Source organism: Streptomyces sp. NPDC006487, from assembly GCF_042870555.1.
Lineage (GTDB): Bacteria > Actinomycetota > Actinomycetes > Streptomycetales > Streptomycetaceae > Streptomyces.
Map to the genome: position 1 here is coordinate 1 of NZ_JBIAHN010000027.1, position 18,857 is coordinate 18,857.

Here is an 18,857-nt window from a genome sequence, read left to right on the forward strand (position 1 = left end):
GGGGCGCGGGGCGGCGGGCGCGGGGGGGGGGGGGGGGGGGGGGGGGGGGTGGGGGCCCTGGCCCCCGGGGGGGGGGGGGGGGGGTTGTTGGGGGGGGGGGGGGGGGGGGCCCCCCCCCCCCCCCCCCCACCCCGCCACCCCGCCCCCCCCGGCACCCTCGTGCGCCCTAGGCGGCGAAGCCGAGGGCGAAGGCGGCCACGACCGGGGCCATGTAGATCACCGGGAAGGGGGCGTGCGTGTAGGCCCGTGCCCGGAGCACGGTGATCACGGCGCCGGTGTAGTAGAGGACCAGGCCGACGCCCGCGGCGACGCCGACGGCCGGGACGAAGAGGCCGACGAGCAGGCCCAGGGCTCCCGCGGCCTTGGCCGCGCCGAGCGGGGTCCACCAGGCCCGGGGGACCTCGTACTGCTCCATGGCCTCGACGACCCAGGGGGCGCGGCGCAGGAGCGAATACCCCGAGAAGCCCGACATGGCGGCGGCGAGTACGGCGACGATGGTGGCGGCGATGTCCATGAGGGGCTCCTCGGCAGGCGGTGCGTCCGGCGGTCCGGACGGGGGTTTTTCTTCCCCACCGCACTGACCCGCGCCACCGCCCAGGTGTGACAGGAACTCCGAAGATTCTTTTTCCGGCGCGGAGGCCGGCCGCCCGGGAGCGTCGATCTTGCGCGGTCCTCTCTCCCCGCACCGTCCGAACAGAACCACCTGGGTCTACAGGCCCAGGCTCGGCGGCGACAGAGCACCGAACCACACGTGCGTGACGGCGCTGACGTAGCGCGCTCCGCACCGGTCCGAAGGGACCACCAGCTGCGCACCCGCCTCGTCGAGGTCCTCACCGTCGAGGCGGGTCGCCAGCAGCACCGGGCTCGCGCCGAAGTCGGCGTCCAACTCGGCCCAGGACAGCATCGAATGGTGTCCGTCCCCGCCGGTCACGGCGAGCAGGAACCGCGAACGGTCCTTGCGGCGGCGCGCGTCGAAGGCCGGGCCGGCGGAGGAGATGACCTCCCGGAGCAACGGGCCCTCGAAGACGTGGTGTTGCGGACCGTTGGTCGCGCAGTCGAACGTGACCGCGGCCCGGTGCTGTGCCCAGTCCCGCAGGTCCGCGACGCTGAGCGTCGCCGGGTGGTCCAGGTCTCCGTGCAGCATGAGTTTGGCCATGGCTCACTCATGCCCGGTCCGGTGTCCACCGGAACCTCGTCTGCGAGGTTCAGGGCTTGATATGAGCCGCACCTGTGCAGGAAATCGTCACTTCTTCCTGGCATATCCTGGCAGATTCTGGTCCTCCGCCGAGCTGCCGCCCCGGGAGGGGGCCGAGCGGGCCGAGCGGGCCGGCAGATGTCCCGCCCGCCTCGTGTATCCGCTGCCAGACCACGTCCCGCGTCACCGGCAGCTCCGTGAAGCGGAGCCCGGTCGCGTCACGGAGCGCGTTGGCGAAGGCGGGGGCCACCGGGTTGAAGGGGCTCTCGGACATCGACTTGGCGCCGAGCGGGCCGATCGCGTCCGAGGTCTCCATGAAATGGACCTCGGTGCGCGGGACGTCCGCGTACTGCGGGAGGCGGTAGCGGCGGAAGGCGGCCGTGGTGACCTCCCCGCGCTCGTCCACCCGTACGGTCTCGAACAGGGTGGCTCCCAGGGCCTGGGCCACGCCGCCCTCGACCTGGCCGCGGCACTGCATCGGGTTCATGACCTTGCCCGCGTCCGCCGCGTGGACGGAGCGGAGGATCTTCATCTCGCCGGTCTCCGGGTCGACGGCGATCCGGAACCACTGGGCGTTGAAGGCCACCGAGCGCGGGGAGCCGCCCCAGTGGCCGTCGGCGGCGATCTCGTCGAGCTTGCCCTTGTCGTACGCGGCCTCGTACAGCTCCTTGAGGGTGACCACGCGGCCCGCGCAGTCGAAGGCTTCGGCGGACAGCTTGCACAGGTGCCGGGCCGCGCCCGTGTGGCGGGCGGCGAAGGTGGTGAGGCGCTCGGCGAGGGAGTCGGCGGCCAGCATGACCGCCTTGCCCGCCACCACCGTGCCGGCCGACCCGAAGGCGCCGGTGTCGTGGCGGACGACGTCGGTGTCGGACTGGCGGACCGTGATCCGGTCGACCGCGGTGTTCAGGGCCCCGGCGGTGATCTGCTTGTGGACGGTGGTGGTGCCGTTCCCGAACTCCGCCGTGCCCACCGCGATGTCGTACGTCCCGTCGCGCAGCAGGCTGATCCGGGCGTCGGCGTAGTGGCCGCCCGGCGGTCCGGTCGCGATCATCGCGACCGCCGTGCCCTGACCGGTGAGCCAGCCCTCGGGGACGTCCTCGTGGCTGCGGTCCTCGGCGATGGCCTTGCGGACGACGTCCATGCACTGCTTCATGCCGTACGAGGCGATGAAGAGGTCCTCCTCGTGGCCGATCGGGGTGACCATGTGGTCGCCGGGGCCGATGACGTTCTTCTCGCGCAGGACGAGCGGATCCATGCCGAGCCGGACGGCGAGCTCGTCCATGACCGATTCGAGGGCGAACAGGACCTGGCCCAGGCCGTAGCCGCGGAAGGCGCCGGCGGGCACGCCGTTGGTGTAGACGGAGTAGGCCTCGACCTCCTTGTTCGGGGCCTTGTAGACCGCGAAGGACTCGCCGACGCTGTGGAACATCACGGCCGGGCCGTGGTTCCCGTAGGCGCCGGTGTTGGCGACGACCCGGATGCGCAGCGCGGTGAGGGCGCCGTCGGCCTTGGCGCCGATCTTGATGGTGATCTTGAAGGGGTGGCGGGTGGTGGCTCCGTAGAACTGCTCGGCCCGGGTGAATTCGAGTTTCACCGGGCGCCGCAGTTTCAGGGCCGCGAGGACCACGATGTCCTCGGTGAGCATCTCCTGCTTGCCGCCGAACCCGCCGCCCACGCGGCCCGCGACGACACGGACCTCGTCCTCGTTCAGGTCGTAGAGGGCGCACAGCGCCCGCCGGGTCAGGAAGGGCGCCTGGGTGGAGGAGCGGACGGTGATGCGCTCGCCGTCCCCCTCCTCCTTGGGCTCGAAGTACGCGACGCTGCCGTGGGTCTCCAGGCTGGCGTGCTGCACGCGCTGGGTCTGGAAGGTCTCCTCAAGGACGACGTCGGCCTCCGCGTACCCCTTCTCCATGTCGCCGAGGGTGTTGTGGACCTCGCCGCACACGTTGTTCCCGGCGCGGAAGATGCCCGACTCGGGCCCCTTGGGGTGGAGGACGGGGGCGCCCGGGAGCATGGCCTCCTCCGGGTCGATGACGTACGGCAGTTCCTCGTACGTGACCACCACGCGGCGGCACGCCTCCTCGGCGGCCTGCTCGGAGTCGGCGACCACGGCGGCCACGCGCTGGCCGACGAAGCGGACCACGTCGTCCAGGACCCGGGTGTCCATCGGGTCCTCGGTCGGGTGCTCGTGACGGGCGCTCGAGTACAGGTGGTCGGGGGCGTCGTGGTGGGTGAGGACCGCGTGGACGCCCGGGACCTGGAGGGCGTCGGTGGTGTCGATGGAGACGATGCGGGCGTGCGGGTGCGGGGAGCGCAGCAGCTTCATGTGGAGCAGGCCGGGGACGTCGATGTCGAAGGTGTAGCGGGCGGTGCCGGTGACGACCTGGGGGCCGGCGGGGGCGCCGAGGCTCTTGCCGACGGCCTGCCCCGCTTCCGGGGTTTCGACGTGCTTCACGCCGCGTACGGCGTCCTCGATGGCGCGGTAGCCCGTACAGCGGCAGATGTTGCCCTTGAAGGCGCGGGGGAGGTCCTCGAGCTTTCCGTCGTCGTGGGCGGTGCCCCGCTCGGCCTGGAGGGCGGACGTGGTCATCAGGAATCCGGCGGTGCAGAAGCCGCACTGGAAGCCCTGGGCGTCGAGGAACTGCTGCTGGGCGGGGTGGAGTTCGCCGCCGGGCGGGCACAGTCCCTCGACGGTGGTGACGGAGCGGCCCTCGGCGCGGACGGCCGGGTAGAGGCAGCTGTGGACGGGCTGCCCGTCGACGTGGACCGTGCAGGCGCCGCAGTCCCCCTGGTCGCAGCCCTTCTTCACGCCGAACCAGCCGCGCTCGCGGAGGTAGGTGCGCAGGCACTGGCCGGAGCGGGGCTCGTCCTCGAAGCGCCGTTTGTTGATCTCGATCTCGTAGCTCATCGGGAAACCTCCTCGGGGTCGAGCTCGCGGCGGATCTCCTCGGCGAGGAGCAGCGCCATGTGCCGCCGCCAGGCGGGCAGTCCGTGGATGTCGTCGAACCACTCGTCGGGCCGGACGGTGTCGTCGATCGCCCGGCGCAGCTCGGCCGCCGTGGGCGGCAGTGCGAACCAGAAGCGGAAGGGCCGGGTGGTGGCGGCCGAGACCGTGACGGCGAGGGAGCCGTCCTGGGGGTCGTGGGCGCCGATGACCAGGGCGCCGGAGCGGCCGAGGCCGTAGAGGGAGGCCTGCCGGAAGGCCGTACGGGAGTCCAGGGCGCGGGCGGGCAGCCGCACCGAGCGCAGCAGTTCGCCGTCGCGCAGGTCCTTCACGCCGGCTCCGCGAATGAAGTCGGTGACGGGCAGGCGGCGGGTGGCGCCGTCCTGGCCCTGGAGGAGGGCGGTTCCGTCGAGGGCGGCGGTGAGGGAGATCATCGGGCCGGCGGGGAGGCCGTTGCAGAGGTTGCCGCCGACGGTCGCCATGTTCCAGATCTTGAAGCTGGCGAGGAAGGCCCGGCAGCACTGTTCGAAGAGCGGCGCGGCCGTGGTGGGCAGGGTCCGGCCGAAGCGGGACAGCTCGGTGATGGTGCACGTGGCGGCGATGTCGAGGGACCCGTCGGGCTGCCATGACAGGGGCGGCCAGCCCATCCGGGAGAGGTCGACGAGTCGGCGGATATGGGGCTGCGGCTCGGAGAAGAGGTACGTGCCGCCGCCGAGCCAGGCGTCACCCGGACGCCAGGGTTCGCGGCGGCGTGCGTCGCGTACGTCGAGCACCGTGTTGAGGTCCATTTCCCGCCATCCTTTCCGTCGCCGTCTTGCCGTCGTCTTGCCGTCGTCTTGTCGCGGTCGTCCGACCGTCGTTTTTCGCCGTTTTCCGTCGTCCCGTCAGTGAAACAACGCGCCGGGGGCGGGGACGACTGGTCCCCGCCACGGAAAAACGACAGGGCCGACGGGGCATGCCTGGTGAATCATCCAAGAGGCTGTCCGAACGGTTCTCCTTGCATTTACCATGGCAATTCTCATATTCGCCTCGCGATTGTGGGCTGCCACCCGCCGCAAGGAGTCCCCGCCATGCACGTCCTCGACCTGCTCCAGTCCGACAACCTCGGCCTCACCCTGCTCTGGGGCGAACAGGCCCTTCTCGGCCAGGAGGTCAGCGGGGTGACCGCTACCGACCTGGAGGACCCGAGCCGGTTCCTGGGCCCCGGAGAGCTCGTGCTCAGCGGCCTCGTGTGGTGGCGTCCGGGGGCGTCGGCCGCCGCCAGGACCGACCGGTTCGTCGCCGCACTCGCCGGCGCCGGAGCCCGGGCGCTGCTGGCGGGCGAGGAGACCCACGGAGGGGTGCCCGAGGAGCTCGTCACCGCCTGCCGGGCCCACCGGATGCCGCTGGTGGCGGTGCCCGCGCAGACCAGCTTCCGGGCCGTCACCGAGGCGGTGTACCTGCGCCAGTGGGGGGACCTCAGCCGGCGCCCCACCCGGCACTTCGCGCTCCCCGAGAACGTGCGCAGCGAGCTCAGCCGGCTCCTGGAGGGCGGGGCCGGGCCGGCGGAGCTGCTGGACCGGGCGTGCGCGCACCTGGGCCGGCTGCCCTGCTACCTGCTGACCGCCAGCGGCCGCACGGTGGCCCGTACCCCGTCCGCGCCCGCGATCCCGGCGCAGCGGGCCGCCTCCGCCGCGAAGGGCGGGGTCTCGCTCGGCGTCGAGGCCGAGGGCTCCCCCTACGACGCCTGGCTGCTGCACGTCCCGGACGCGGACGCGGCGCCGCCGCGGGTGCTCCACGAGATCGCCGAGGTGTTCGCGCAGTACCGCGACGGCCTGACCCGCCGGGCGGCCGCGCGACGGGACGCCGGACGGGACCTGCTCGCCCTGGTGGCGGCCGAGGCCGAACCGGACCTCCTCGGCGCCGCGCTCCAGGCGGCCGGGCTGCCCGCGGGGGGCCCGTACCGAGTGCTGGCGGCGACCGACGGGGACGCGCTGGCGGAGGCTCTGGGGCACCTGGAGGGGCACCTGGAGGGGCACCTGACGGGGCTCCGCTGGGCGGCGGGGCCGGGCGGGGCGGTGCTGTACGAGGGCCCGGACGGAGACGATTCCACCGGCACGGGCGGCACCGCCGATCTCACCGACCGGCTGCGCACCGTGTGGCCGCTGCTCCGGGCGTGCGCCGACCCGGGGGCCGATCTGCGGCTCGGCGTGGGAGCGCGGACCGCTTCGGCCGACGGGCTACGCGCGTCGCTGTGCCAGGCGCGCTTCGCGCTGACGGCGGCCGACGCGGTGGTCGCGGTCCGCGGGGTGGAGCAGCTGGACACCCTGACCGAACTGCTCTCGGGGGTCCCGCCGGAGGTGCGCGGGGTGTTCGGGACGCGGACGCTGGGCTCGCTCGGGGACGGCATGCTGCGGGAAACCCTGGAGGTGTTCCTCGCGAACAACTGCTCGTGGACGCGTACGGCGGAAGCGCTGCACCTGCACGTGAACACGGTCCACTACCGGATCGAGCGGGTGGAGGCCCTGACCGGCCGCGACCTCTCGCGCCTCGACCACAAGCTGGACCTGTACGCGGCGCTGCGCTGCTAGGCGGTCTCTTTCGGATCCTGCGTGGCCCGAGCTGCCCTCGTGCAGCCCGGCCCCGCCCTTCGCGGGCGCGCTAAAAGGCCAGGTCGATGTGGACGTCCGTGGACTTCACCCGGGCCGTCACGGTGACTCCGACCGCGATGCCGAGCTCCTCGACCGACTCCCGGGTCACCACGGAGACGAGGCGGTACGGGCCCGACTGGACCTCCACCCGGGCCGCGACCTCGTCGAGCCGGACTGCGGTGACGATCCCCGCGAAGGAGTTGCGCACGGAGGTGGCGGCGGCCGTCCGCGGCACCGGATGCAGGCCTTCGGCCCGTTCCTTGGCGAAGGCGGCGAGGGCGACCCCGTCGACGGTCCGTGCCCCGTCGGGCGACCGGCGTGCGGGCAGCCGCCCCCCGTCGGCCCAGCGGCGGACGGTCTCGGGGCTCACACACAGCAGACCGGCGGCCTGCCCGATCGAGTACGAGGGCACGCGCGCAGCCTAGGGCCTGACCGGTCCCGGATGTGGCCGTCTCCGCAGGGTCCCGGAGAGGGTTCTTCGTAAGGGCTGGAAGGGTCTGGAAGCCACGAACAGCCGTGAAGAGGGGTAAATGCGGCGGTTGGCGTAGCGTCGTAGGAGCGACCAGGAACTGGCCGCGGCATGTGAACGAAGGGTGCCGCCGATGTCCGTCCCGTCCGTCCCGTCCGACCAGCCCGCCCCGCCCACCTCCCCCGTCCTCCCGGCCCTCCCCGTCCTCGTAGGGTTCGACGGGTCCGCCCGGAGCGTCGCCGCCGCCCGGTGGGCCGCACGTGAGGCCCTGGCGGCCGGGGCGCCGCTCCGGCTGCTCCACGTGGGCCAGGCCTGGCCGACCGTCCAGCCGATCTCCGTGGAGTTCCAGCCCGTGCTTGGCGAGAGCGAGCGCGCGGCGAGGACCGCACTGTCGGCGCTCGTCGAGGAACTCCGCACCACACACCAGGGCCTGACCGTCGAGGCGGCCACCGCCGAGGGCGGACCCGGCAACGAGATCCCGCGGGCGGCCGCCCGGTCGGGCGCCGGGCTGATCGTGCTCGGCGCGAGCGGCGAGGACCGCCACGTGGTCCCCCGCCTCGGCTCCACGGCGCTGCACGTCGCGGGGCGCGCCGAGGTCCCCGTGGTCCTGGTGCGGGAGCCCGCCGAGCGTGCGCCGCACGGACACGGGGTCGTCGTCGGGGTGGACCCGGCGGGCGACTACGCCGCGGTGCTCGAGTTCGCGTACGCCTGGGCGTCCCGCCACGCGCTCCCGCTGCGCGCGGTGCACGCGGTGCGATCGGGCCCGGCTGGCCCGGAGCCGCTCGAAGCGGCGGTGTCCGCGGCCGGCGCGCGCCACCCGCTGGTGACGGCCGAGTGCGTGACCCGCCCCGGCGACCCGGCCCGGCTCCTGCTCGACGAGTCGGCCGAGGCCGACCTCCTGGTCGTGGGCCGCCGCCACCACCGTCCCCTCCACGGCATGGGCCCCACGGACCACGCGGTGGCCCACCACGCCCACAGCCCGGTGGCCCTGATCCCCCACGGCTAAGCCGCCTCTTTCGGATCTCGCCTGGCCCCCGAACCGTCGGGGCGGTCCGCCCTCCCTGCTTCTCGGCCGCCGGGCCGTACCACTGGAGGGCCTGGCCGGTGACGGCCGCGATGCACTCGAAGTCGCGGTCGCGGTGCAGGAGGGTCAGCTCCCGCAGTTCCGCGGTCGCGGCGACTACGAGGTCCACGGCGCCGGCACTGCGGTGCCGCCCCGCCGGGTCGGCACTCACCGCCGCAGCAGCACGATCACCGACCCCCACATCGTCAGCAGTACGTTGCCCAGGGCGTACGGGACCGTCGTCCCCAGGGCCGGGATCTGGCTGCGGGCGCGTTCCGTCAGGGCGCCGAGGGCGGCCGTCGTGGTCTGGGCTCCGGCCAGGGCGCCGAGCAGGATCGGGAGGGGCAGCCGCTGCACGAAGTGCCCGTAGGCGAATCCGGCCAGCAGCGGCACGCTCGTCACGGCGGCGCCCCACAGCAGCAGCGGCCAGCCGGCTTCGCGCAGGCCCGGGACGAAGCTCGGGCCCGCGTTGAGTCCGACGACCGTGACGAACACGCACAGGCCGAGCGTGCCCATCAGCCACTGGGCGGCCGACGGCAGGTTCCCGTAGGTGGGGTACTTGCTCCGGATCCAGCCGAAGACCAGGCCCATCAGCAGCGCCCCGGTGGAGGTGGACAGCGACAGCGGCGCGCCGGCCGCGTGCAGCGCCGGGATGCCGAGGCAGCCGCCGAGGAAGAGCCCGAGCGCGATCCACACCATGTCCGTCGCGAAGCTGGTCGGCACCGGCTTGCCCAGCTCCGCCGCGGCCGCCTCCACCCGGCTGCGCGGCCCCGTGAGGACCAGGGTGTCGCCCCGCTCCACGGTGCTGTCGAGGCGGACCCGCAGGTCGGCGCCGGCCCGCCAGTGCTCGTCGACGAAGACGCCCGGCATGAACTCCTCGTGGCGCAGGGTGCGGATGGTGCGGCCGCTCAGGTTCCGGTCGGTGATGACCACGTGCAGGGATTCGGTGCGGTAGGCGAGCAGCTCGAAGTCGTCCGTCTCCATTCCGATGTGCGTGCGCGCGTCGTACGCGACGAGGTCGCCGCGGACCGCGCTCACGGCCAGGACGTCCCCGATCTCGACGCGGGTGCCCGCGGAGTGCTCCAGGATCTCCCCGGCGCGGCGCAGCCGGGTGATGTAGAGCCGCCGGCCGGCGGCCTTCTGCTCCGCCTCGAAGTCCCCGATCGTGCGCCCGGCGAAGGCCGCCACGTCGACGGCGTACGCGCGCAGCACGTGCTTGTAGTAGCCCTCCCCGGCGTCGGGATCGTCCTCGGCGGCCTCCAGGTCGGCGGCGAGCACGGCGCTCTCCTCCGCGAGGTCCCGGCGCAGCAGCCGGGGCAGGATCCCGGCGAGGAGCAGCGCGGGGAGGACCGTGCCGAGGGGGTACGTGACCGCGTAGGCGACGGCGATCAGATGGGACTGGTCCCGCGCCTCGGCCGCGTCGACGCCGGGCAGGTGGGAGATGGCGTCGGAGCCGACGCCGATGACGGCGGACTGGGTGAGGCCGCCGCCGAGCAGACCGGCGGACAGGCCGGGCCCGTAACCGGCGAGGGCGGCGAAGGCCCAGGCGGTGGCGAGTCCGGTGACGCAGACGATGAGGGCCAGGACGACTTGGGGGAGGCCGTCCTTGCGCAGGGCGCGGAAGAACTGCGGGCCGACGTCGTAGCCCAGGGCGAAGAGGAACATCAGGAAGAAGACGGACTTGATCGGACCGTCGATCTCGACCTTGGCCTGGGAGCCGATGACCAGGCCGGCGACGAGGCATCCGGTGACGGCCCCCAGCGCGATGGACTTGTACCGGATGCGGCCGAGCAGGAAGCCGACGGCGATGGTCAGGAAGATGAGCAGCTCGGGGTAGGGCTGGAAGATCTCCTCCCGGAGCCAGTCCATCCGCACCTCCTCGGCCGTCTGGGGAAACGGTATGTGCGGGTGTGTCAGCCCGCACGTCCAGCCGGTCCGAGGTTCCCTCCACCGGCGCCCTCCACCGGCGCCCTCCGCCGGGTGCGACCGGGCCGGGTGCGACCGGCCGGGCACGGCGTCAGCGGGCGACCCGCTTGGCGAGGTACTCCTCCCAGGTGCGCCGGCCGAGCGCGTGGCCCGGGGTGGTCAGGTGGCCGGCGCGCCAGGCGGCCCCGATCCTGCCGGGGATCCGGACGGGCAGGACGGCGCGGCGCTTGCCCGTGGCGTGCAGCCAGTCCTTGGCGAGGCGGGTGGCCGGGTACACGGTCGGGCCGGCGAAGTCGGGCACCCGGCCGGCCGGGGCGCCGAGGGCCAGCTCGACCAGCCGGTCCGCGACCTCGCCCGCATCGGCCGGCTGGCAGTCGGTGCCGGAGGGCACGAGGACCACCGGGAGCTTGGACAGGGCCCCGAAGGCGAGGTCGAGCAGTGCGGGGAACTGGGTGGCCCGCAGGTTGGTCCAGCCGGTGTCCGAGGAGGCGAGCAGCCGCTCGCACTCCAGCTTGACCCGGAAGTAGGGGTAGGGGATCCGGTCGACGCCGACGATCGAGATGTTGACGACGTGCTCGACGCCGGCCCGCTTCCCGGCTTCCAGCAGGTGCCGCAAGCCCGGGACGTCGTTCTTGAAGTGCCGGATGTCGCTCGCGCAGTGGATGACCGTACGGACGCCCGCGAGCGCCTCGTCGAGTCCGGCGCCGGTGGTCAGGTCGCCGGTGTACCAGTCCACCCCGGCGTCGTCCGGCAGCGCGGTCCCGCGCGTGAGCGCACGGACCGGGCGGCCGGTGCGGCGGACCCGCTCCAGCACCTCGCGGCCGAGCATGCCCGTCGCTCCGGTCACCATGATCGTGTCGTTCTTCATCGGTCCCAGCCTTCCGAAGCCACGGTCGCCGTGGGCGTTGGTGTTGCCGTCACCGATGAAGAACCGACGGGTCAGCCGTTCTGTGACAACTCTCGGAGCTGAGTCGCGAGGAAGGCGAGTTTGTCCGGGTTCAGGACGAGCCGGACGCCGGTGATCCCGCCCTCGCCGAGCTCCAGCGCCCCGAACGCGGTCAGCTCGCCGTCCGCCCAGCTGACCACCGCCGGCACGCCGTTCGTCTCGGTGAACCCGATCTGCGCGCCGTTGACCCACCGGGAGAAGAGACCGAGGAGGAAGCGGGCCGCGTTGTCCCGCCCGGCCACCGGCCGGCTCGACGCACTCGCCTTGCCGCCGCCGTCCGACCAGACGACGACCTGCTCGGAGAGCAGCTGCTCCAGCTGCGCCATCGCACCCCCGGACGCGGCGGCCAGGAACCGGGCGAGCAGCTCGTCGTCCTGCTCCCGCGAGGTGGTGAACCGCGGCCGGCCGTCGGCCAGGTGCTGCTTGGCCCGGCGGTAGAGCTGGCGGGCGTTCGCCTCCGAGCAGTCGAGTACGCCGGCGATGTCCCGGTGGCTGTAGTCGAAGGCGTCGCGCAGCACCACGGCGGCCCGCTCGGGCGGCGACAGCCGCTCCATCATCGTCAGCACGGCGAAGGACACCGAGTCCCGCTGCTCCGCCGTCTCCATCGGCCCCAGCGCACCGGCGCCGGTCCCCACCGGCTCGGGGATCCAGGGCCCGAAGTACTCCTCGCGCCGGACCCGGGCGGAGGTGAGCCGGTTCAGGCACAGGTTGGTGAGCACCTTGGCCAGCCACGGGCCCGGCGCGGCCACCTGGCCGGGCTCGACGCCGTGCCAGCGCAGGTACGCGTCCTGCACCGCGTCCTCGGCCTCGGCAGCCGAGCCGAGCATCCGGTACGCCAGCGAGAACAGCCGTGGCCGGTGCGCCTCGAACTCCTGTGCCGTGTCCATGGCCCCACGCTAAGCGCGGGCCTCCGGCCGCCCCGCGCCAGGCCGCCCCCCGGCAGGCCGCCCCTCGGCTGGCCGCTCCCCGGCCGGCCGCTCCGCGAGCAGGTCGAGCACCTGTCGCGGGGTCCAGTTGCCGGCCGCGCCCGGGCAGGCGGACAGGTAGGCGGCGATCTCCTGTTCCCGCCACGGCCCCGACTCCAGCAGTCCCCCCGCCAGGTGCCGCAGGTACGCGGCGGACGGCATGACCGGCTCGACGTCCCGGAGGGACCACGGGGCGGTGAACGTCAGCACGGGGATGCCTTCGACCGTCCCCGGGCAGATCAAGGTCTCGTACCGGCCGCCGCCCGAGGCGTCGCGGCCGTCGCGCAGCACCCGGGAGAGGTCGAGGTCCGTCCCCGGTTCCCGGTACATCTCCTGTGCGGCGATGTCCGACACCTGGCTCACGGTCAGGAGGTGGGCGCGCCCCAGCAGGCGGCCCGGTGCCGACGGATCGTAGAAGCCCCTGCCGCCCTGCCACACCGGGGACTCGGTGGCGAAGTAGAGGCATCCGTCGAGCCGGACGGCGATCGACCGCTCCGGCGCCCGGCGGTCGCGGCAGCCGGGATACGAGCGCGTCGCGCCGGCCGGTGTCCCGCCGGCGATGTAGGCGGCCAGCCGGTCCGTGTGCATGTTGGAGCCGTACGAGGCGTACCAGACCCTCCCGCGAACCGGCGGAGCCCCGGCGCCGAGCGGAACGGCGGTGTGGACGATCATGCTGTTCCTCGCTGTTCCTCGCCCGTGGGAGACGGGCCAACGCAAAGAGCCCCACCGCAAGCGGTGGGGCTCTTCAACGTATTGCCCGGTGAGAGCAATGGCGGAGGATACGAGATTCGAACTCGTGAGGGGTTGCCCCCAACACGCTTTCCAAGCGTGCGCCCTAGGCCACTAGGCGAATCCTCCGCGGCAAACAATACAAGACGTTGAGGGGTGCTCGCGAACGTGATCGTCGCGTGGAGCTCCGGCCGGGGTCCGGCTCGATTCCGGGGCCCTCCATCCGCTAGGGTGGGGCCAGCCCCTCACGTGGCGCTATCTCACCCAACTCCCCCAGGGCCGGAAGGCAGCAAGGGTAAGTGGGCTCTGGCGGGTGCGTGGGGGGCGCTTTGCGTTCCGGGACGGGTCGGGCCGGCCGGGCCGCTGAGCACGTCCGCTGATGCAGGACCGCGCGCGGACCACGGTGGACCGGGCGGGTCTGCGGGCCGCCGTTGTCGGTGGGCCCGGATAACCTCGTAGACGTGTCGTCCCTTGCGCTGTACCGCCGCTACCGCCCCGAGTCGTTCGCCGAGGTCATCGGTCAGGAGCATGTCACTGACCCGCTGATGCAGGCGCTGCGCAACAACCGGGTCAATCACGCGTACCTGTTCAGTGGGCCGCGAGGCTGCGGCAAGACCACCAGCGCGCGGATCCTCGCCCGCTGCCTGAACTGTGAGCAAGGCCCCACGCCCACCCCCTGCGGGGAGTGCCAGTCCTGCAAGGACCTCGCGCGCAACGGGCCGGGATCCATCGACGTCATCGAGATCGACGCGGCCTCGCACGGTGGTGTGGACGATGCCCGTGACCTGCGCGAGAAGGCCTTCTTCGGGCCCGCCTCCAGCCGGTACAAGATCTACATCATCGACGAGGCGCACATGGTCACCCCGGCGGGCTTCAACGCCCTGCTGAAGGTGGTCGAGGAGCCGCCGGAGCACCTCAAGTTCATCTTCGCCACGACCGAGCCCGAGAAGGTCATCGGCACCATCCGGTCCCGGACGCACCACTACCCCTTCCGGCTCGTGCCCCCCGGCACCCTGCGGGACTACCTCGGCGAGGTCTGCGGCCGCGAGGGCGCCCACGTCGAGGAGGGCGTGCTGCCGCTCGTCGTGCGCGCCGGAGCCGGATCCGTCCGTGACTCCATGTCCGTCATGGACCAGCTCCTGGCCGGCGCCACCGAGCAGGGTGTGACGTACGCCATGGCCACCTCGCTCCTCGGGTACACCGACGGCACGCTCCTCGACGCCGTCGTGGACGCCTTCGCCGCCGGGGACGGGGCCGCCGCCTTCGAGATCGTCGACCGGGTGGTGGAGGGCGGCAACGACCCGCGCCGCTTCGTCGCCGACCTGCTGGAGCGGCTGCGCGACCTGGTGATCCTGGCCGCCGTGCCCGACGCCCGGGAGAAGGGGCTCATCGACGCCCCGAACGACGTGGTCGAGCGGATGCAGGCCCAGGCCTCCGTCTTCGGGGCCGCCGAGCTGTCCCGGGCCGCCGATCTGGTCAACACGGGGCTCACCGAGATGCGCGGAGCCACCTCGCCCCGGCTGCAGCTGGAGCTGATCTGCGCCCGCGTGCTGCTGCCCGCCGCCTTCGACGACGAGCGTTCCGTGCAGGCGCGGCTCGACCGGCTGGAGCGCGGAGGTGCGGCCTCCGCCGCCGCCGCCTTCGCCCCGGCCCCCGCCATGGGCTACGTCCCCGGGCCGGAGGCCCACGCCATGGCCCCCGCGACCGTACGGCCCCCCGTGCAGCAGGCTCCGACGCACCAGGCCCCCGTGCACCAGACCCCCGTGCACCAGACCCCCGTGCACCACGCACCGGTGCAGCAGGCCCCCGCTCCGGCCCCGGTGGCTCCGCCCGAGCCCGCGGCCCCCGCGGCCCCGGCCTCCGCCCCCGGCGCCTGGCCCGGCGCCGCGCAGCCCGGCAGCGGCGCCCCCGGTGCCTGGCCCGGCGCCGCCACCCCCGGCGCCCCGGCGGCTCCCGCTCCCGCGCAGGCGGCGCCCGCCGCCCCCGCCGCGGGGGCCTGGCCCGGCGCGGCCACCCCGGGCGCCCCGGCAGCCCCCACGGCTCCGCCGGCGGCCCCCGCCCAGGCCCCCCAGGCCTCCGCCCCGGCGGCGCCCGCCGCCCCGGCCCCCGGCATGGCCGCCGGCGCCGGGCAGATCCAGGCCATGTGGCCGGCCGTCCTGGACGCCGTCAAGAACCGCCGCCGCTTCACCTGGATCCTGCTCAGCCAGAACGCCCAGGTCGCCGGCTTCGACGGCACCACCCTCCAGCTCGGATTCCCCAACGCCGGGGCCCGCGACAACTTCGCGAGCAGCGGCAGCGAGGACGTCCTCAAGGCGGTGCTCGCCGAGCAGTTCCAGGTCACCTGGAAGATCGAGGCCGTGGTCGGCGGGGGCGCCCAGCCCATGGCCCCCGTATCCGCGTCCTCCTACGGCGCTCCGGCCGCGCCCGCCTACAGCCAGCCGCCGGCCCAGCAGACCCCGCAGCAGTCGCAGCAGCCCCAGCAGCAGTCGTACCAGCAGCAGCCGCAGGCCCCGCAGCAGTCCCAGCAGCCGCAGCAGTCGTACCAACAGCAGCAGTCCCAACAGTCCCAGCAGCACCAGCCGCCGGCCCATCAGGCGCCGCCGCCGGTCGCACCCGAGGACGACATCGCGGAGGCCGACGACCCCGACCTCGTCGACACCGCACTGAGCGGACACGATCTGATCGTGCGCGAGCTCGGGGCCACCGTTGTAGAGGAATATACGAACGACTAGGGGGTCCGACTTGGGTGCCCGCACGAAGGACACCCGGGAACGCGGGCTAGTCTTCATGGCGTGAAGGTCCTCGTCATCGGCGGCGGCGCCCGCGAACATGCCCTGTGCCGCTCTCTGTCCCTCGATTCCGACGTCAACGCGCTGTACTGCGCTCCCGGCAACGCCGGCATCGCCGAGGTGGCCGAGCTCCGCCCCGTCGACCCGCTCGACGGCGAAGCCGTCGCCCGCCTCGCCACCGAGCTCCGCGCCGACCTGGTCGTCGTCGGCCCGGAGGCCCCGCTCGTCGCCGGGGTCGCCGACGCCGTGCGCGCGGTCGGCATCCCCGTCTTCGGCCCGTCCGGCGAAGCCGCGCAGCTGGAGGGTTCCAAGGCCTTCGCCAAGGACGTGATGGCCGCCGCCGGCGTCCCGACGGCACGCAGTTACGTGTGCACCACCCCGGAAGAGGTGGACGAGGCCCTCGACGCCTTCGGCGCCCCGTACGTGGTCAAGGACGACGGCCTCGCCGCCGGCAAGGGCGTCGTGGTCACCGACGACCGGGCAGCCGCCCGCGCCCACGCGCTGGGCTGCGACCGGGTGGTCATCGAGGAGTTCCTCGACGGCCCCGAGGTCTCCCTCTTCGCCATCACCGACGGCGTCACCGTGCTGCCGCTCCAGCCCGCGCAGGACTTCAAGCGCGCGCTCGACGGCGACGCCGGACCCAACACCGGCGGCATGGGCGCGTACTCCCCGCTCCCCTGGGCCGACCCGAAGCTCGTCGACGAGGTCATGGCCTCCGTCCTGCAGCCCACCGTGGACGAGCTGCGCCACCGCGGCACCCCCTTCTCCGGGCTGCTCTACGCGGGCCTCGCGATCACCTCGCGCGGGACCCGGGTCATCGAGTTCAACGCCCGCTTCGGCGACCCCGAGACCCAGGTGGTCCTGGCCCGGCTGCGCACCCCGCTCGCGAGCGTGCTGCTGGGCTCCGCCAACGGCACCCTGGACTCCCTGCCCCCGCTCAGCTGGCGCGAGGACGCGGCCGTGACGGTGGTCATCGCCTCCCACAACTACCCGGAGACCCCGCGTACCGGGGACCCCATCACGGGCCTGGCCGAGGTCGCGGAGCTGGACGCCCCGCACGCGTACGTCCTGCACGCCGGGACCCGCAGCGAGGGCGACGCGGTCGTCAGCGCGGGCGGACGCGTGCTGTCGGTGACGGCGACCGGTTCCGATCTGGCGGAGGCCCGGGACAGGGCGTATAAGGCGGTCGCGCGGATCGGGCTCGACGGCTCGCAGTACCGCACGGACATCGCGGCGAAGGCGGCGGAACAGCGCTGACCGGCGGCGTTCAGCGGGATTTCACGGAAGCGGGCCCGGTGCGCACTCGGTGCGGCCGGGCCCGCGCGCATGCTCGCGTGCGAGTGCATCCGGCCGCGTTCGAACGCACCCAGCTTTACCCAAAGCCATTCCATCGGGTGATCGTCCCCCGGTCTGCCTGACGGCCGCCTCCGCCCCAACTATGGTGCGGCGCAAGCATTCCGGCTCTCATTCCGGCACATGGCCCACCGGCATTGCGATGTCAGTGGCTGGTGTCACAGTGGGGGAGTGAGCAACGCCGCCGCGTGGCAGAGGGGGTGAGGTCCGGCCGTGTCCGGAACCGGTTCGATCGCTGAAGTGGGTACGCCGTCCGCGCGTTCCCGTGCCTTGGCCGTGCTGCGTGTGCGCAGCAGGGCACTGGCCGTCGGGCTGCTGCCCGCCGCGCTGGCCGTGGTGCTGGTGAGCGCCCGTACGACGGGCCGGCTCGCCGGTGACCCCTGGCCCGCCGTGACCCTCGCCGTGTGCGCCGTCGCCGCGTTCGTCCTGCTCGTCGGCGGGATCTTCGCCGCCGTCGTGCTGCGGGCGAGCCCCGCCATGACCCCGACCGTGCCCCTGTCGGAGTCCGCCGCCCCCGACCTCTACCGGCTCGTGCGGGACCTGGCGGACCGGATGGACGTTCCGGCGCCCTCCGCGATAGCCCTGACGCCCGACTGCGACAGCTGGCTGGAGGACCGTACGCACGCGGCGCACCGCCGTGCCCGCGGCCGCACGCACATATCGGGTGGGGCCGCCGGAGCCGGTGGCCCGGAGTGCGAGCCCGGCGCCGCCCCGGTGCTGGTGATCGGCTCGCCGTTCCTGTGGTGGATGAGGGTCGCCGAGCTGCGGGCCGTCCTCGCGCCCGTCGTCGCGGGTACGGGTCCCTCCGCGCACCCGGACATAGCCGACGCGCGCGGATTCGTACGGGGCCTCGACGCCGCCGTGGACGTGGGCGGCCGGCGCTTCCTCGGCTGGATCGCCGCCCCCGCCCGGCTGCTGCTGCGGCTGTGCAGGGTGGACGCCGCCGAGATGGAGCGCGGGGTCGCCGCGGCCGCCTCGGACCGTGCACAGGGTGTGGATTACGCGCTGCGCATCGCCGCCCAGGAGCAGGTCGGGCTGGCGTACGCCGGCTGGGACCGGCTGCTGACCCGCGTCGCGCTGCCCGCCTGGCGGATGGGCCGCTGGCCCGCGCACCTGGACGCGGGCGTCGTCTCCGCGCTGACCGAGCTGTCCCGCCGCGACCGGTTGGCCGACGGGTTCACCTCGCGGCTGGGCGAGCGCCCGGCGTGCGATCTGCTGGACCAGCCGGGTGCGGTGGACGAGGCAGCCTCGCTGCTGGCCGCGCGCCTCTTCCACGGCGGACCGGCCGAGGCCGGCCCGGACTGGTCGCCGGTGGACTGGGCGGCCTATCCGGAGGAGGTCGTCGACCGCAAATGGCGCACGGAGGCTGCCCGCCTGCTGGCCGCTCTGGACGCGCTGTCGGCTTCGTCGGTGCCCGCCGCCTCCACGGTGGAGCGGGTGCTGACCCACCTCGCGGCCGCCGACGCCGACGCCCTGGCGGGCAGGCTGAGCGGTGACCTGGCCCGGGAGGCGGTGCCCGCCCCGGCGGCGGCCGCCGCGGGCCGGGGGGCCGACGCACTGCCGCTGTTCCCGCTGGAGGCTCCGCGCAGCGGGCGGGACCTGCTGGCGGACCACGTCGTGGCGCTGGTGTGCTGCGCCGCCGTCGACTCCGCCGGGGGAGAGCCCGGCCTGGACTGGCTGGACGGGCCCGTCCTGCTGGTCGCCGGGGTGCGGCGGGCCGATCTGGCCGGGCGGGTGCTGTCGCTCGTGGAGGATCGCGATCCCGGTCCGCTCCGGGACTGGCTCGCGGAGGTCGGCGTACGCCCCGAGAAGCCGGTCCGCCTGGTCTAGCCCCGGGCCCCGGGCCGT

The 18,857-nt window shown here is 73.8% G+C and carries 14 protein-coding genes, 1 tRNA gene and 1 other RNA gene; 6 read left to right on the plus strand and 10 right to left on the minus strand.

Features of this window, described 5'->3' with window-relative positions; all coding sequences use genetic code 11:
* Window positions 1-166: 166 nt before the first annotated feature.
* The 4 genes from ACFYM0_RS35295 to ACFYM0_RS35310 all read right to left on the minus strand — a co-directional run bounded on the left by ACFYM0_RS35295 (window position 167) and on the right by ACFYM0_RS35310 (window position 4,927).
* Window positions 167-514, minus strand: coding sequence for a DoxX family protein (locus ACFYM0_RS35295; RefSeq protein ID WP_388509037.1), 348 nt, complete (start codon window positions 512-514; stop codon window positions 167-169).
* A gap of 195 nt (window positions 515-709) precedes the next feature.
* Window positions 710-1,156 (minus strand): molybdopterin-dependent oxidoreductase, encoded by a 447-nt coding sequence (locus ACFYM0_RS35300; protein WP_388509040.1) that lies wholly within the window; start codon window positions 1,154-1,156, stop codon window positions 710-712.
* A 49-nt stretch (window positions 1,157-1,205) separates the two neighbouring features.
* The gene (locus ACFYM0_RS35305; protein WP_388509043.1) at window positions 1,206-4,103 is read right to left on the minus strand and encodes a molybdopterin-dependent oxidoreductase; all 2,898 of its coding nucleotides are present in this window, start codon (window positions 4,101-4,103) and stop codon (window positions 1,206-1,208) included.
* Entirely contained in the window at window positions 4,100-4,927 is an 828-nt protein-coding gene (locus ACFYM0_RS35310) for an FAD binding domain-containing protein (RefSeq protein WP_388509046.1), read from the minus strand. Before ACFYM0_RS35310 ends, ACFYM0_RS35305 begins: the two co-directional genes overlap by 4 nt.
* A 282-nt stretch (window positions 4,928-5,209) precedes the next feature.
* Here ACFYM0_RS35310 and ACFYM0_RS35315 point away from each other — a divergent pair, with 282 nt between their 5' ends.
* On the plus strand, window positions 5,210-6,709 hold the full coding sequence (locus tag ACFYM0_RS35315; RefSeq protein WP_388509049.1) for a helix-turn-helix domain-containing protein: 1,500 nt from the start codon (window positions 5,210-5,212) through the stop codon (window positions 6,707-6,709).
* A gap of 70 nt (window positions 6,710-6,779) precedes the next feature.
* Here the strand turns inward: ACFYM0_RS35315 and ACFYM0_RS35320 are convergent, their stop codons facing one another.
* Entirely contained in the window at window positions 6,780-7,181 is a 402-nt protein-coding gene (locus tag ACFYM0_RS35320; protein ID WP_388509052.1) for a molybdopterin-binding protein, read from the minus strand.
* A gap of 190 nt (window positions 7,182-7,371) precedes the next feature.
* Between ACFYM0_RS35320 and ACFYM0_RS35325 the strand changes: the two genes are divergently transcribed.
* The gene (locus ACFYM0_RS35325; protein ID WP_388509055.1) at window positions 7,372-8,244 is read left to right on the plus strand and encodes a universal stress protein; all 873 of its coding nucleotides are present in this window, start codon (window positions 7,372-7,374) and stop codon (window positions 8,242-8,244) included.
* A 225-nt stretch (window positions 8,245-8,469) separates the two neighbouring features.
* Here the strand turns inward: ACFYM0_RS35325 and ACFYM0_RS35330 are convergent, their stop codons facing one another.
* The 5 genes from ACFYM0_RS35330 to ACFYM0_RS35350 form a co-directional block, all read right to left on the minus strand.
* Window positions 8,470-10,170: an aspartate:alanine exchanger family transporter gene (locus ACFYM0_RS35330; protein ID WP_388509057.1), complete on the minus strand. Its 1,701-nt coding sequence runs from the start codon at window positions 10,168-10,170 to the stop codon at window positions 8,470-8,472.
* Window positions 10,171-10,318: 148 nt separating this feature from the next.
* Window positions 10,319-11,095, minus strand: a complete 777-nt coding sequence (locus ACFYM0_RS35335; RefSeq protein WP_388509060.1) for an SDR family oxidoreductase — start codon at window positions 11,093-11,095, stop codon at window positions 10,319-10,321.
* A 71-nt stretch (window positions 11,096-11,166) separates the two neighbouring features.
* Window positions 11,167-12,060 carry an RNA polymerase sigma-70 factor gene (locus ACFYM0_RS35340; RefSeq protein WP_388509063.1) on the minus strand — a complete coding sequence of 298 codons (894 nt, stop codon included), beginning with the start codon at window positions 12,058-12,060 and terminating at the stop codon, window positions 11,167-11,169.
* Between the two features lie 9 nt (window positions 12,061-12,069).
* Entirely contained in the window at window positions 12,070-12,810 is a 741-nt protein-coding gene (locus ACFYM0_RS35345) for a histone deacetylase (RefSeq protein ID WP_388509066.1), read from the minus strand.
* 98 nt (window positions 12,811-12,908) lie between these two features.
* Window positions 12,909-12,996: transfer RNA gene (locus ACFYM0_RS35350), tRNA-Ser, on the minus strand.
* 107 nt (window positions 12,997-13,103) lie between these two features.
* Between ACFYM0_RS35350 and ffs the strand changes: the two genes are divergently transcribed.
* The 4 genes from ffs to ACFYM0_RS35370 all read left to right on the plus strand — a co-directional run bounded on the left by ffs (window position 13,104) and on the right by ACFYM0_RS35370 (window position 18,839).
* Window positions 13,104-13,202, plus strand: an RNA gene (gene ffs, locus ACFYM0_RS35355) — signal recognition particle sRNA small type.
* A gap of 126 nt (window positions 13,203-13,328) precedes the next feature.
* Window positions 13,329-15,599 carry a DNA polymerase III subunit gamma and tau gene (locus ACFYM0_RS35360; protein WP_388509068.1) on the plus strand — a complete coding sequence of 757 codons (2,271 nt, stop codon included), beginning with the start codon at window positions 13,329-13,331 and terminating at the stop codon, window positions 15,597-15,599.
* Window positions 15,600-15,659: 60 nt separating this feature from the next.
* Window positions 15,660-16,913, plus strand: a complete 1,254-nt coding sequence (purD, locus tag ACFYM0_RS35365; RefSeq protein ID WP_388509071.1) for a phosphoribosylamine--glycine ligase — start codon at window positions 15,660-15,662, stop codon at window positions 16,911-16,913.
* 309 nt (window positions 16,914-17,222) lie between these two features.
* Complete coding sequence (locus ACFYM0_RS35370; RefSeq protein WP_388509074.1) at window positions 17,223-18,839, plus strand: hypothetical protein; 1,617 nt, start codon at window positions 17,223-17,225, stop codon at window positions 18,837-18,839.
* Window positions 18,840-18,857 lie beyond the last annotated feature (18 nt).

Bases quoted from the DNA above. Each gene is read 5' to 3' on its own strand.
- ACFYM0_RS35325 (WP_388509055.1), top strand. From the start codon at position 7,372: ATGTCCGTCCCGTCCGTCCCGTCCGACCAGCCCGCCCCGCCCACCTCC.
- ACFYM0_RS35305 (WP_388509043.1), bottom strand. From the start codon at position 4,103: ATGAGCTACGAGATCGAGATCAACAAACGGCGCTTCGAGGACGAGCCC.
- ACFYM0_RS35335 (WP_388509060.1), bottom strand. From the start codon at position 11,095: ATGAAGAACGACACGATCATGGTGACCGGAGCGACGGGCATGCTCGGC.
- ACFYM0_RS35315 (WP_388509049.1), top strand. From the start codon at position 5,210: ATGCACGTCCTCGACCTGCTCCAGTCCGACAACCTCGGCCTCACCCTG.
- ACFYM0_RS35330 (WP_388509057.1), bottom strand. From the start codon at position 10,170: ATGGACTGGCTCCGGGAGGAGATCTTCCAGCCCTACCCCGAGCTGCTC.
- ACFYM0_RS35295 (WP_388509037.1), bottom strand. From the start codon at position 514: ATGGACATCGCCGCCACCATCGTCGCCGTACTCGCCGCCGCCATGTCG.
- ACFYM0_RS35340 (WP_388509063.1), bottom strand. From the start codon at position 12,060: ATGGACACGGCACAGGAGTTCGAGGCGCACCGGCCACGGCTGTTCTCG.
- ACFYM0_RS35310 (WP_388509046.1), bottom strand. From the start codon at position 4,927: ATGGACCTCAACACGGTGCTCGACGTACGCGACGCACGCCGCCGCGAA.
- ACFYM0_RS35300 (WP_388509040.1), bottom strand. From the start codon at position 1,156: ATGGCCAAACTCATGCTGCACGGAGACCTGGACCACCCGGCGACGCTC.
- ACFYM0_RS35345 (WP_388509066.1), bottom strand. From the start codon at position 12,810: ATGATCGTCCACACCGCCGTTCCGCTCGGCGCCGGGGCTCCGCCGGTT.